At 63.1% G+C, this 13690-nt stretch carries 12 protein-coding genes; 9 read left to right on the top strand and 3 right to left on the bottom strand.

Annotated elements, in window-relative coordinates:
* Positions 1 to 58: 58 nt before the first annotated feature.
* The 9 genes from AC1DYO_RS05660 to AC1DYO_RS05620 all read left to right on the top strand — a co-directional run bounded on the left by AC1DYO_RS05660 (position 59) and on the right by AC1DYO_RS05620 (position 10406).
* Complete coding sequence (locus AC1DYO_RS05660) at positions 59 to 1447, top strand: aldehyde dehydrogenase family protein (RefSeq protein ID WP_477261111.1); 1389 nt, start codon at positions 59 to 61, stop codon at positions 1445 to 1447.
* A gap of 17 nt (positions 1448 to 1464) precedes the next feature.
* Positions 1465 to 2637 (top strand): iron-containing alcohol dehydrogenase, encoded by a 1173-nt coding sequence (locus tag AC1DYO_RS05655; protein WP_477261109.1) that lies wholly within the window; start codon positions 1465 to 1467, stop codon positions 2635 to 2637.
* A 243-nt stretch (positions 2638 to 2880) separates the two neighbouring features.
* Positions 2881 to 3987 (top strand): ABC transporter substrate-binding protein, encoded by a 1107-nt coding sequence (locus AC1DYO_RS05650; protein WP_477261107.1) that lies wholly within the window; start codon positions 2881 to 2883, stop codon positions 3985 to 3987.
* A gap of 64 nt (positions 3988 to 4051) precedes the next feature.
* The gene (locus AC1DYO_RS05645) at positions 4052 to 4969 is read left to right on the top strand and encodes an ABC transporter permease (RefSeq protein WP_181057419.1); all 918 of its coding nucleotides are present in this window, start codon (positions 4052 to 4054) and stop codon (positions 4967 to 4969) included.
* Entirely contained in the window at positions 4966 to 5757 is a 792-nt protein-coding gene (locus AC1DYO_RS05640; protein WP_477261105.1) for an ABC transporter permease, read from the top strand. Before AC1DYO_RS05645 ends, AC1DYO_RS05640 begins: the two co-directional genes overlap by 4 nt.
* A 29-nt stretch (positions 5758 to 5786) precedes the next feature.
* Positions 5787 to 6851, top strand: coding sequence for an ABC transporter ATP-binding protein (locus tag AC1DYO_RS05635; protein ID WP_477261103.1), 1065 nt, complete (start codon positions 5787 to 5789; stop codon positions 6849 to 6851).
* Between the two features lie 150 nt (positions 6852 to 7001).
* Complete coding sequence (locus AC1DYO_RS05630; protein WP_477261101.1) at positions 7002 to 8555, top strand: cation:proton antiporter; 1554 nt, start codon at positions 7002 to 7004, stop codon at positions 8553 to 8555.
* Positions 8556 to 8644: 89 nt separating this feature from the next.
* On the top strand, positions 8645 to 9553 hold the full coding sequence (locus tag AC1DYO_RS05625; RefSeq protein WP_477261099.1) for an endonuclease/exonuclease/phosphatase family protein: 909 nt from the start codon (positions 8645 to 8647) through the stop codon (positions 9551 to 9553).
* A gap of 7 nt (positions 9554 to 9560) precedes the next feature.
* Positions 9561 to 10406 (top strand): EamA family transporter, encoded by an 846-nt coding sequence (locus tag AC1DYO_RS05620; protein WP_477261097.1) that lies wholly within the window; start codon positions 9561 to 9563, stop codon positions 10404 to 10406.
* A gap of 6 nt (positions 10407 to 10412) precedes the next feature.
* On the opposite strand, the gene AC1DYO_RS05615 is transcribed toward AC1DYO_RS05620, so the two are convergent.
* The 3 genes from AC1DYO_RS05615 to AC1DYO_RS05605 all read right to left on the bottom strand — a co-directional run bounded on the left by AC1DYO_RS05615 (position 10413) and on the right by AC1DYO_RS05605 (position 13690).
* Positions 10413 to 11630 carry an MFS transporter gene (locus AC1DYO_RS05615; RefSeq protein WP_477261095.1) on the bottom strand — a complete coding sequence of 406 codons (1218 nt, stop codon included), beginning with the start codon at positions 11628 to 11630 and terminating at the stop codon, positions 10413 to 10415.
* A gap of 90 nt (positions 11631 to 11720) precedes the next feature.
* Positions 11721 to 12038, bottom strand: a complete 318-nt coding sequence (locus tag AC1DYO_RS05610) for a Dabb family protein (RefSeq protein ID WP_477261093.1) — start codon at positions 12036 to 12038, stop codon at positions 11721 to 11723.
* 23 nt (positions 12039 to 12061) lie between these two features.
* On the bottom strand, positions 12062 to 13690 hold the full coding sequence (locus AC1DYO_RS05605) for a GMC family oxidoreductase (protein ID WP_477261091.1): 1629 nt from the start codon (positions 13688 to 13690) through the stop codon (positions 12062 to 12064).

Here is a 13690-nt window from a genome sequence, read left to right as displayed (position 1 = left end):
GGGGTCAGCGCCAATCCATGTCATTCTTGATTGTTGTAAAAGTGCGAGGACTTAAACGATGACCGAAACGGTCAAACTCAAATCCCCCATCGATGGTTCGATCTATGCCGAGCGGCCGATCGCGACCGACCAGGCGATCAATGCCGCGGTCGAGCGCGCCAAGGCGGCGCAGGAGAAGTGGGCGCTGACGCCGATCGTCGAGCGCGGCAAGTATATGCTGGCGATGCTCGAAGCGCTGGTCGCGATGACCGACGAGATCGTGCCGGAGATCGCCTGGCAGATGGGGCGCCCGGTGCGCTATGGCGGCGAGTTCGGCGGCGTCAAGGAACGTACGCACTATATGGTCGAGATCGCTGAAGCTGCGCTGAAATCCGTGCCGGCTTCCAATCCGAAGGACGGCTTCCGCCGCTATGTGAAGAAGGATCCGCTCGGCGTCGTCATGGTGATCGCGCCGTGGAACTATCCTTATCTGACCGCGGTCAACACCATCGTGCCGGCGCTGATGGCCGGCAACACCGTTATCCTGAAACATGCGGCGCAGACGCTGCTGGTCGGCGAACGCTTCCAGCAGGCATTCGACAAAATTGGCCTGCCCAAGGGCGTGTTCCAGAATGTCGTGCTCAACCACGCCCAAACCGAAAAGCTGCTCGGCTCCGGCAAGATCGACCATGTCAACTTCACCGGTTCGGTCGGCGGCGGTCGTGCCATCGAGAAGGCGGCGGCCGGCACCTTCATGACGCTCGGCCTCGAGCTCGGCGGCAAGGACCCGGCCTATGTGCTGCCGGATGCAAAGCTCGACCATGCGGTGGCCAATCTGGTGGACGGCGCCTTCTACAATTCCGGCCAGTGCTGCTGCGGCATCGAGCGCGTCTATGTGCATGAGAAGGTCTATGACCAGTTCGTAGAAGGCTTCATCGCCGAGACGAAGAACTATGTCGTCGGCAATCCGCTGGAGCAGGCGACGACAATGGGGCCGATGGCGCAAGCGCGTTTTGCCGACCTGATCCGTGAGCAGAAGGCCGAGGCGCTGCGCAAGGGCGCGGTGGCCCATATCAATATGAAGGTGGCTAACGACAAAGCCGGCTCGCCCTATCTGGCGCCGGAAGTGCTGACCCAAGTCGACCACCAGATGAGCGTCATGCGCGAGGAAAGCTTTGGTCCGATCGTCGGCATCATGAAGGTGCGCAATGACGAGGAGGCGATCGCGCTGATAAATGACAGCCCCTACGGCCTGACGGCCTCGATCTGGACCGGCGACATCGAGCATGCGGTGGCGATCGGCGACCGCGTCGAGACCGGCACGGTGTTCATGAACCGCTGCGACTATCTCGATCCGGCGCTGGTGTGGACCGGCGTCAAGGATACCGGCAAGGGTGTTGCCCTGTCGGCGCTCGGTTATGACAATCTGACCAGGCCGAAATCCTTCCATCTGCGCGAAGCCATCTGATTTTTGAAAGACAAGACATGTCCAAGCTGATCTCCAAATGGAACTACCCAACCACCGTCCGCTTCGGCGCCGGGCGCATCAAGGAACTGCCCGACGTGCTTGCGGCCACCGGCATCAAGCGGCCGCTCTTCGTCACCGATCCGGGCCTGGCCAAGCTGCCGGTTGTCGCTTCGACCCTAAAGATCCTCGACGACGCCAAGGTGTCCTATGGCGTGTTTTCCGAAGTGAAGCCGAACCCGGTGGACTCCAATCTCACCGCCGGCATCGCTGTGTTCAAGAAGGGCAAGCATGATGGCGTCATCGCCTTTGGCGGCGGCTCGGCGCTCGATCTCGGCAAGCTGATCGCCTTCCAGGCCGGCCAGACAAGGCCCATCTGGGACTTCGAGGATGTCGGTGACTGGTGGACGCGCGCCGATTCCGACGCCATTGCGCCGATCATCGCGGTGCCGACCACCGCCGGCACCGGTTCGGAAGTCGGCCGTGCCGGCGTCATCACCAATGAAGCGACGCACACCAAGAAGGTGATCTTCCATCCGAAACTTTTGCCGGCAATCGTCATTGCCGATCCTGAACTGTCGGTCGGTATGCCCGGCTTTATCACCGCCGGCACCGGCATGGACGCGCTGGCGCACTGCCTCGAAGCCTATTGCGCGCCGGGCTATCACCCGATGGCTGACGGCATTGCGGTGGAAGGCGTGCGCCTGGTGTTCGAGAACCTGCCCAAGGCCTATGCCAACGGCAAGGACCTCGTCGCCCGCGCCCATATGATGAGTGCGGCGGCGATGGGTGCCGCCGCCTTCCAGAAGGGGCTGGGCGCCATCCACTCGCTGTCGCACCCGATCGGCGCGCTCTATGACACCCATCACGGCATGACCAATGCGGTGTTCATGCCTTATGTCTTGGCCTTCAACCGGGACTCCATCGAGGAGCGTATCGCCCGGCTCGCCGCCTATTGCGGCATCAGGGGCGGTTTCGACGGCTTCGCCAAGGCGATCATCAAGCTGCGCAAGGAATTGAAGGTGCCGCATGCGCTGCCGGGCCTGATCAAGGGCCTCGACATGGACAAAAAGCGCAAGGGGCTGATCGCCGACATGGCGGTGGTCGATCCGACCGCCGGCGGCAATCCTGTCAAGCTGACCAAAAAAGCGGCGCTGACGCTGCTCGAGAACGCCATAGCCGGCACCGTCTGAGGCGGAGTTTGGTGCCGGAACTTGATCTGGAAACGAGGGGAAAGGAAAGGGCAAGGGGGCAAGAGACAAGGCGATAAACCATTAGCCGGAAAATTAAGTGAGGGCTAATTGCTACAGCCTGTTAAAAAGAGTTAACTTTTTGTGCGCCGGGGGCCAGTTTCAAAAAGCTTTCATCTGGCTGTCACATGAAAACGATACCCGCATCGGAGGCGTCCTGCGACGCCAGTTCAACGGAGAGGACACATGTTCAAGTTCACGGGGAAAGTGCTTTCCCTATCGGCCGTCGCCCTTATGGCGACCTCTGCTATCTCGTCGGCCCAGTCCATGGATGAACTGGTTGCCGCGGCGAAGAAGGAAGGCCAGCTCACCACCATCGCACTGCCGCATGACTGGTGCGGTTATGGCGACGTCATCGCCGGCTTCAAGGCGAAGTATCCGGAAATCACCATCAACGAGCTCAACCCCGACGCCGGTTCCGGCGACGAGGTCGAAGCCATCAAGGCCAACAAGGACAATAAGGGCCCGCAGGCTCCCGACGTCATCGACGTCGGCCTGTCGTTCGGCCCGACCGCCAAGGCCGACGGCCTGTTGATGCCCTACAAGGTGTCGACCTGGGATTCGATCCCGGATAGCGCCAAGGATGCCGACGGCGCCTGGACCGGCGACTATTACGGTGTGCTGTCGTTCGAAGTGAACAAGGATCTGGTCAAGGAATCTCCTGCCGACTGGGCTGACCTCCTGAAGCCGGAATTTGCCAACGCAGTCGCCCTCGCCGGTGACCCGCGCGCTTCGAACCAGGCCATCCAGGCGGTTTATGCTGCTGGCCTGTCGACGGGCGCCGCCGCTGGTGAAGCTGCCGGCACCGCAGGTCTCGACTTCTTCAAGAAGCTCAACGCCGCTGGCAACTTCGTTCCGGTCGTCGGCAAGGCCGCAACGCTCGCCCAGGGCCAGACCCCGATCCTGGTCACCTGGGACTACAACGCGCTTGCCGGCCGCGATACGCTGAAAGGCAACCCGCCGGTCGACGTCGTCGTGCCGAAGACCGGCGTTGTCGCCGGCGTCTACGTGCAGGCGATCAGCGCCTACGCACCGCATCCGAACGCTGCCAAGCTTTGGCTGGAGTATCTCTACTCCGACGAAGGCCAGATCGGCTGGCTGAAGGGCTACTGCCACCCGATCCGCTTCAACGATCTCGCCAAGAACGGCAAGATTCCGGCGGACGTGCTGGCCAAGCTGCCGCCGGCAGAGTCCTATGCGGCCGCGGTGTTCCCGACGCTCGACGAGCAGGGCAAGGCCAAGGAAACCATCAGCAAGAACTGGGACGCCACTGTCGGCGCCAACGTCAAGTAAAGTTTGAAATCCACCGGGCGGCCAAGCGGTCGCCCGGCCTTTCCTCGAAGACGGTAGCCGGCGCATGACCGATCTCTCGCTTTCAAATCAGGCTTTTGCCACCAAGCCGGCGTCGCCCAAAGAGGCGACCGCTTTCCGCTTTCCGACGCATTGGATCGGCGTGACGCCCTTTTTTATCTTTGTCCTGATGTTCCTGATCCTGCCCACGCTCTATCTGGTGTTGGGCGCGTTCCAGAACGGTGAAGGCCAATTCACCTTCGACAACATATTGCAGCTGGTGAGCGACCCCTCCATCAGCAATTCATATTGGGCGTCGATCTGGATCAGCTTCTGGTCGGCCATTATCGGGGCGTTTGCCGGGCTTGCGCTGGCGATTGCGATTGTGCGCGGCGGTCTGCCGAGTTGGGTGCGCTCCGCGACGCTTACCTTCTCAGGCGTGGCTTCCAATTTCGCCGGCTTGCCGCTCGCCTTTGCCTTCATAGCGACGCTCGGGCGGGTGGGCATCGTAACGATCATCCTGCGCGACGTGTTCGGCATGAACATCTATGCGATGGGCTTCAATTTTCTGACCAGTTCGGGTCTCATCGTTGTCTATCTGTTCTTCCAGATACCGCTGATGGTGGTGATCATCGTGCCGGCGATCGACGGCCTGAAAAAGGAATGGAACGAGGCCGCCGCCACGCTTGGCGCCACCCAGTGGCAGTACTGGCGCATGGTGGTGATCCCGGTCCTGTTCCCGAGCTTCCTCGGCACTGTCATTTTGCTGTTTGCCAACGCCTTCGGGGCCATTGCGACGGCCTATGCGTTCACCGGTCCGACGCTCAACATCGTTCCCATCAAACTGTATTCGCAAATCAACGGCGACGTGCTGCATAATCCGCAACTCGGCTATGCCATCGCCTTCGGCATGATCGTCATCACCGGGCTGGCCAATGTCTTCTATATCTGGTTCCGGACCCGTTCCGAGAGGTGGCTCAAATGAAGTCGGGTAAGTTCTGGGCCTGGGTCGTCTTTATTGTTTCCGCGGCCTATTTCTTCATTCCGCTGATTGCGACGTTCGAGTTTTCGCTGCGCCTGCGGCGCGGCGTCCATTCTTTCGACGCCTATCAGATCGTGCTTGGTGATCCGCGCTTTCAGGCGACGTTCCTGTATTCGGTGATCGCGGCCGTGTTCACCATCATCCTGGGCGTGCTGGTCGTGGTGCCGGCGGCCTACTGGATCCGGCTGCGCTTGCCGCAACTGCGGCCAATCGTCGAATTCATCACGCTGTTGCCGCTGGTCATTCCGGCCATCGTCATCGTCTTCGGCTATATCCGGATGTACGGCTCGAACTCGCCGCTGCCGTTCCTGGCCAGCGATTTCGGCGCCAGCGCCTTGCTCGTGATCGGCTATGCGACATTGGCGCTGCCTTATATGTATCGCGCCGTCGATACCGGGTTGCGTACCATCGACGTGCGCACGCTGACCGAGGCCGCGCAGATCCTTGGCGCCGGCTGGGGCACGATCATCACCCGCGTCATCCTGCCCAATGTGCTGATCGCCGTGCTGTCGGGCGCGTTCCTGACTTTCGCCATCGTCATCGGCGAGTTCACCATGGCCAGCCTGCTCAACCGGCCAGCCTTCGGCCCCTATTTGCAGAACATCGGCGCCAACCGCGCCTATGAGCCGGCAGCCCTTGCCGTCATCGCCTTCGCCATTACCTGGGGCTGCATGTCGTTGATCCAACTCCTGTCCCGCTTTGCGCCGAAATCGGCGAACCGCCCGAACTGATCGCCGCGAACTGATCGAAAGAAAAAGCCATGGCCGAGCCATTCCTCTCCATCCAGCATGTGCGAAAGTCCTACGGCACCAACACGGTGGTCCAGGATTTCAGCCTCGATGTCGAACCGGGCGAGTTCGTCTCGTTCCTCGGCCCATCCGGTTGCGGCAAGACGACGGTGCTGCGCATGGTCGCCGGTTTCGAGGAGCCGTCGGGCGGCAAGATCGTCGTCGCCGGCAAGGACATTACCAGGTTGAAGCCCAACCAGCGCAATGTCGGCATGGTGTTTCAGGCCTATGCGCTGTTCCCGAACCTGACGGTGGCGCAGAACATTGCCTTCGGGCTGAAGGTCGGCGGCATGAACAAGCCGGACGCCGACCGCCGCGTCGCCGAAATGCTCGACATGATCAAGCTGCCGCAAATGGCCGATCGCTATCCCTACCAGCTCTCGGGCGGCCAGCAGCAGCGCATCGCGCTCGCCCGCGCCATTGCGCCGAAGCCGAAGCTGCTCTTGCTCGACGAGCCGCTGTCGGCGCTCGACGCCAAGGTGCGCGTGTCGCTGCGCGAGGAAATCCGCTCGATCCAGAAGAAGCTCGACATCACCACCATCTTCGTCACCCATGACCAGGAAGAGGCGCTGTCGATCTCCGACCGCATCGCGGTCATGTATGGCGGCAAGGCCGAGCAGGTCGGCACGCCGTTCGAGATCTACAACCGCCCGTCGACGAAGTTCGTCGCCAATTTCGTCGGCACGCTGAATGTGCTCGAAGGCAAGGTCACCGATGCCGCGGCCGGCACGGTTCAGGTCAACACGCAAGAAGTCTCGCTCAAGGGCAAGCTCAACGGTTCGAAGTCCGGCGACATGCTGTCGCTGGCGCTGCGTCCCGAGGCGATTTCGCTGGGGCGCCAGCCCGGCCGCGACTCCAGCCTTTCGGGCGAAATCTCCGAAGTGCACTTCCTCGGCTCGGTGATCCGCGTTCGCGTCGGCATCGGCGGCAACACGGTGTCGCTCGATACGTTCAACAGCCCGGCGACGCCGCCGCCGGCAGTCGGCGAGAAGGCCGACATATCGTTCTCGTCGAGCGATATGCTGGTGCTGCACTAGTAAAAGCAGCATCCTCAGGAAAACTGAGGCGGTCGATTCAAGCCGGCGCGACGAGCGGCTGTAGGCCAGGGCCGGGAGTGCACTGGACAATCAACAGCATCTTGTCATCCAGCCACTGCCCACGATGCCGCTTCGCCGCTACCATGGGCCATGGCGCTTTTCGAACTCACCCTTGTTCTGCTGCTGACTGCCGTCGCGCTGACGGCGCTGTCGCGACAGCTGGAGATTCCCTATCCCTCCCTGCTGGCTCTGGCCGGGGTCGCGATTGCCTTCGTGCCGGGTGCGCCGACGATCGAGATCGATCCGGAACTGGCGCTTGCGCTGTTCATCGCGCCGGTGCTTCTCGACGCCGCCTATGATACCTCGCTACGGGACCTGAAACGCTACCGGCTGTCGCTGGCGTTGCTGGCGCTTGGCGCGGTCGTCTTCACCACCGTGGTGGTTGCCTTCGTCGGCTGGAAGATGGCCGGCCTGCCGATCGCGGCCGCGATCGCGCTCGGCGCCATCGTCGCGCCGCCGGATGCAGTGGCGGCTAGTGCTGTGCTCAGCCAGTTCAAGGTGCCGCACCGCATTACCGCCATCCTGCAGGGCGAGAGCCTGCTCAACGATGCCACCGCACTCTTGATCTACCGGCTGGCGGTTTCGGCGGCGCTCGGCACGATCATGCTCAGCAACGCCATTCCGGTGATTCTGCTGGCAACGATCGGCAGCGTTATCGCCGGCTATTTGTTTGGCCGCGTCTCGCTGCTGACGCTCGGCCGGATCGAGGACGCGGCGAGCAGCACGGTGGTGCAGTTTGCCGGGACCTTTGCCGTCTGGATCATCGCCGACAAGCTCGGCCTGTCCGCCATCATCACCATTGTTGTCTACGCCATCACCATCGCGCGCAGGGCGCCGCGCCGCATGTCGGCCCGACGCCGCGTCAGCACCTATTCGGTCTGGGAATCGGCGGTGTTCGTGCTCAACGTGCTGGCTTTCGTGCTGATGGGCCTGCAGGCACGCTCCATCGTCAGCCGGCTTGCCGGCGACGGGCAGGGCGAAGCCTTTCTCTTTGCCGGAACGGTGCTGGTCGTCGTCATCGTGGCGCGTCTTGTCTGGGTGGGGAGTTATGTCGCGATCATCCGATGGCTTGCCCGCCTCGGCAGCGAAGAGGCAAGGCGCGACCTGCCGACATTCGGCGGCGCCGTGCTGGTCGGTTGGTGCGGCATGCGGGGACTGGTGACGCTGGTGGTGGCGATTGCCCTGCCGGCCGATTTTCCCGGCCGCGATCCGATCGTGCTCGCCGCTTTCGCGGTGGTTCTGGGCACGCTGGTGCTGCAAGGCATGACGCTGAAGCCGCTGCTGCGCTGGATCAACTTCGATCCGGACAGAAGCGTCGACAACGAGGTCGCGCAGGCGCGCGTCGCCGTCATGCAGGCCGCACTCGACGTGCTGAGCCGCAAGACTTCGGCGGCCGCCGCCGTCGTGCGCGAGCAATATGAGGCCCAGCGTGTGATCGCGGAAAACCCCGAAGACGCTCAGGCCGCAACCGAATATGACCGGCTGCGCCTCTATGCCATCAACCGCCAGCGCGACACGCTCGAGGAGTTGCGCCGCAACGGCACGATCGGCGACGAGGCCTATCACCGGCTGGAGGAAGAAATCGACTGGGCGGAACTGGCGGCATCGCCGGCGGGGAGTTTCCAGCCGCTGACGACGTCATAGAAGCTGGACCAGTTCCGCCATCCGCCCGGCACATTGTAACCTATCCAGCGAACCGTTACTGCCATCAGCGAAAGTGAGCCGGGTAAGCAATGAAGCTGGTCAGCTACAACATTCAGTACGGGTTCGGCGGCGACGGTCGCTATGACCTTTCGCGCCCGGCGCGGATCGTTGATGGCGCCGACATCATTGCGCTGCAGGAGGTGGAGCGGCACTGGCAGCGGAGCAATGAGGACGACCAGCCAGAGATCCTATCCAGGCTGCTGCCTAGCTATTACTGGGTCTACGGTCCGGCCTTCGACATGGACGCCAGTGAGCGGCGCGACGGCCGGCTCGTCAACCGCCGCCGGCAGTTCGGCACCATGCTGCTGTCGAAACTCCCGATCGTCTGGTCGCGCCTGCACACGCTGCCGATGCGCCGCACTTTGCGGCCCCTCAACACCCGCAATGCGGCGCTTGAATGCATGATCCGAACGCCGGCCGGCCCGTTGCGTTTCCTGTCGCTGCACCTCGCCCATATCGCGGCGGAGGAGCGACTTGAACAGATCGACTATCTGCTCAACGAACATCGCCGGGCACCGTCCGAGGGCGGCCCGTGGAGCGGCGTCGATGACGAGCCTTCGCGCAACTGGACCAGTGGCGAGGTCGAGCCGGAAAATCCGCAGGCGGCGATCTGGCTCGGCGATTTCAACATGGAGCCGGGCAGCGCCGAATATCGCCGCATCGTCGGTAGCACGCCCTATCACCGTGGGGCCGCCTATCTCGACGGTTTTGTCGATGCGGCTGCCGTTGCCAGCGAGCCGGCGGCTGACTTCCACACCCATGTGAAGACCATCGACGGCAAGGTGGCCAAGCGCAGGCTCGACCATTGCTTCGTCGGCGGCTTGTTCGCGGACCGCGTCCGCTCGGTCAGCGCCGATATCGGCGAGTTGGCGTCCGACCATTTTCCGGTCCGGGTCGACATCGATCTCGAAACGCCCATGGGCTTGGGAGGCCGGTGAGCCCTCCATGACGCTTTTCGTCTTCTTCGCGGTGCTCGCCGCTGCCGCCATGCATGCGATCTGGAACGCGCTGGTCAAAGTGCATCTCGACCGCTTCCTGTCGATCACGCTGATGACGCTGGGCATGGGTTTTGCCGCGCTGTTCGTGCTCCCCTTCGTCGAGTTTCCGAAGGCCGAAGTGTGGCCCTACATCATCGCCTCGGTGATCTTTCACATGGGCTATCGGACCTTCCTGATCGGCGCCTACAAGGCCGGTGATTTCGCCCAGACCTATCCGCTGGCGCGGGGCACGGCGCCGCTGCTGACCGCGCTCGGCGGCGTTGTTGTGGTGCAGGAGATGCCGGCGCCGTTCGCCATCCTCGGCATCCTGCTGCTGTCGGCCGGCACGCTGGTGATGTCGTTTCGCGGCGGCGCGCATCTGGAGCGGATCAATCTGCGCGCCGTCGGCTTTGCGCTCGGCACTTCGCTCTTCATCTCCAGCTATACGCTCTCCGACGGCAGCGGCGCGCGGCTGGCAGCAACCGCGCAGAGCTATGCCGCCTGGCTATTCATCTGCGACGCCTTTGGCGCGCTGGTGCTCTGTCTTTTCTTCCGTGGACCGCAGGCACTGCCTGTGCTGGCGCGCGACTGGAAAGCCGGGCTGTTCACCGGAGTGCTCAGTGGTGCCGCCTACTGGATCGTCATGTGGGCGATGACCAAGGCGCCGATCGCGTCGGTGGCATCGCTGCGCGAGACCTCGATCCTGTTCGCCATGATGATCTCGGTCTTCGCGCTGGGCGAGAAAATGACGGGCTGGCGCGGTGCCGCCGCGCTCAGCATTGTTGCCGGTGTCGTGGCGCTGCGGCTTGGCTAGCCGCCGTCAGCCGAGCACCGTCATCACCTGGCCGCGCCGCTCCGGACTGAAGCGGATGACGACGATGATGCAGACGGCGACCACGCCGGCAAACAGCGCCAGCGCGTAGCCATAGCTGCCTCCAGGCGCTTCAGCGATGCCTGCCTGGTAGGGACCGCCATAGGACGCCGCGAGGTTGCCGGCCTGGTAGATGAAGCCTGGCAAGGTCGCGCGCACCGCACCGGGCGACAGCTCGTTGAGGTGCACAGGGATGACGCCCCAGGCGCCCTGGACCGCGACCTGCATGACGAAGGCGCCGATGGCCAGCATGAAGGGCGTCGAGCTGTAGGCCCAGAGCGGGATCGACGGCAGCGCGATCAGACAGGCCAAGGTGATGGCATTGACGCGGCCGATCTTCTCCGACAGCGCGCCGAACGCCAGGCCGCCGACGATGGCGCCGATATTGGCGACGATGGTGATCCAGCTCACCGTGTGCGGGTCGAAGCCATGCTGCTTCTTGAGGAAGGTCGGATAGAGGTCCTGCGTGCCGTGGCTGAAGAAGTTGAAGAACATCATCAGCACGACCGCATAGACGGCGACGCCCCAGTGCTTCTGCAGCGTTTCAAGCAGTCCCGGTTTGACGGATTTCTGCGCCTCGACGAAGGCCGGCGATTCCGGCACGTGCGAACGGATGAACAGCACGATCAGCGCCGGCAGAAAGGAGAGCAGGAACATGGCGCGCCAGCCGATCGTGTAGCCGCCGATCGTCTGCTGGTAGAGCAGGCCATAAACCACCGCCGCCAGCAGATAGCCGGTGGGATAGCCGCATTGCAGGATGCCCGAGACCATGCCGCGGGCGCTGGGCGGAATGGACTCCATGGCGAGCGAACTGCCGAGCCCCCATTCGCCGCCCATGGCGATGCCGAACAGAGCGCGCAGCGCCAGGAAAATGCCGAGATTAGGCGAGAAGGCGGCCAGCGCGCCGATCACCGAATAGCTGACGATGTTGAGCATCAGGATGGGCTTGCGGCCATATTTGTCGGCCAGCATGCCGAAGAAGAACGCGCCGATAAAGCGCGTCGCCAAGGTGAGGAACAACGCCTTGGAGACCGCCGGGACGTCGGTGTTGAATTCGGTTGCGATATCGGTGAGCAGGAAGGTCAGAAGGAAGAAATCGAAAGCGTCGAGTGTCCAGCCGAGGAAGGAGGCAAGGACGGTTTTCTTCTGCTGCGAGGTGAGGGTCACGACGGTACTCCAATGCATCCCCCGGGGAACGATATGTTCCTCGGTCCGCAAAAGAGAACAGCGATCAGCCGGCTTTCGAAAAGACGGGGGTCACTTTTTCGTAATATCCAGATCGAAGACCATCAGCCCGTCGGTGCCGCCTTCGAGCGCCGCGACCAACCGGGCGCCGGCGCGCTGATGGGCCTCATCCACCAGATAGGCGTCGCGGGCGGCGGCATCGCGGAAGTCGATGGTGAACCCATGGTTGAAACCGCGCGCGAACGGTTCCGGGCTGGCATTGGCGCTGAAATGGACCGTGTCCATGCCGTCGACAACGGAGCGAAGCGCTTCGAGGTCGGCGTGGATTGCCGTCCGTTCGGCGCCTGGAACATCGCTGCGGAATTTGACGAAAACACAGTGCCTGATCATCTGAGAGCCCTTCATGAACATTGTTACGCGGCGCGATTGCCGGAGAAAACGGCCGGCGGCAGCGGTTCGCGGCCGAGGATGATGTCGGCGCCTTTTTCGCCGACCATGATGGTCGGCGCATTGGTGTTGGAGGAGGGCACGCGCGGCATCACCGAGGCATCGCAGACGCGCAAGCCTTCGATGCCGCGCAGCCGCAGGTCCGGCCTCACCACCGCCATGGCGTCATTGCCCATGCGGCAGGTGCCGACCGGATGATGGTCGGTCTTGGCGGTGCGGCAGGCATAGTCGATCAGCTCGTCATCGCTGGCGAGCAACGGTCCGGGCAGCACTTCGCGCAGCACGTAAGGCGCTAGCGCCTTCTGCCGCATGATTTCGCGTGCCAGCCGCAGGCCCTTGATCGACATGGCGCGGTCGTAAGGATCGGACCAGTAGTTGGGATCGATCAGCGGGTGGTCGGCCGGATCGCCGCTCTTCAGCCGCACCGTGCCGCGGGAGCGCGGGCGCAGGAAGGCCGAGTTCAAGGTGACGCCCGGATTGTTCAGCTTCTCGACGCCGGCTTCGATGCCGGAGCCGAGGCCGAGATGGAACTGGATGTCGGGCGAGGCGGCTGTCGGGTCGGCGTACCAGAAGCCGCCGGTCTCGAACAGGCTGGAGGCGACCGGCCCTTTCTTGAGGAGCAGATACTGCAAGCCGGCCCATGCCGTGCGGTGCAGCTTGGCGTAGTTGTCGTAGGTGTGGTCGCCGGTGCATTCGGCGATGACGAACAAATCGAGATGGTCCTGCATGTTGGAGCCGACACCGGGCAGATCATGCACCGGCGTCACGCCGACCGATTTCAGGTGATCGGCCGGGCCGATGCCCGACTGCATCAACAGCTTCGGCGAACCGATGGCGCCGGACGAGACGATCACTTCGCGCTCGGCGCGCAGGATGGTCTTCTGGCCGCCGGGTTTGTCGACGATCTCGACGCCGATGGCGCGGCCCTTCTCGACGACGATGCGGGTGACCAGTACGTCGGTTCGGACGGTCAGGTTCTTGCGAGCGTGGATCGGCTTCAGATAGGCGACCGAAGCAGAGGAGCGCCGGGCGTCCTTCTGGGTCAGTTGATAATAGCCGACGCCTTCTTGGGCGGCGCCGTTGAAATCCGGGTTGAAGGGGATGCCCATCTCCTGGCCGGCGCGAAAATAGGCCTCGCAAATCGGCAGCGGCGAAATCGGGTTCGACACGCCGAGGGGCCCCTGGTCGCCATGAAAATCATTGGCGAAGCGCTGGTTGTTCTCGGCCCGCTTGAAATAGGGCAGCACGTCGCGGTAGCCCCAGCCGGCGAGACCCTCTTCCTTCTCCCATGCGTCGTAGTCGCGCGCATTGCCGCGCGTGTATATCTGGGCGTTGATGGAAGAGCCGCCGCCGACCACCTTGGCCTGCGTGTACCAGAAGACGCGGTCCTGCATGTGCTTTTGCGGCACGGTCGACCAGCCCCAGGAAGCGATGCCCTTGGTCATCTTGGCAAAGCCCGCCGGCATGTGGATGTAAGGGTGCCAGTCCTTGCCGCCAGCTTCCAGCAACAGAACCGAATTTGAGGGTTCCTCGCTCAACCGGTTGGCCAGAACGCAGCCGGCCGGGCCGGCGCCCACGATGATATAGTCGGTCAT

The organism is Mesorhizobium sp. P2_F5, from assembly GCF_056403715.1.
The sequence above is the reverse complement of the archived record's forward strand: the minus strand, read 5'-3'. Positions and strand labels throughout refer to the sequence as shown.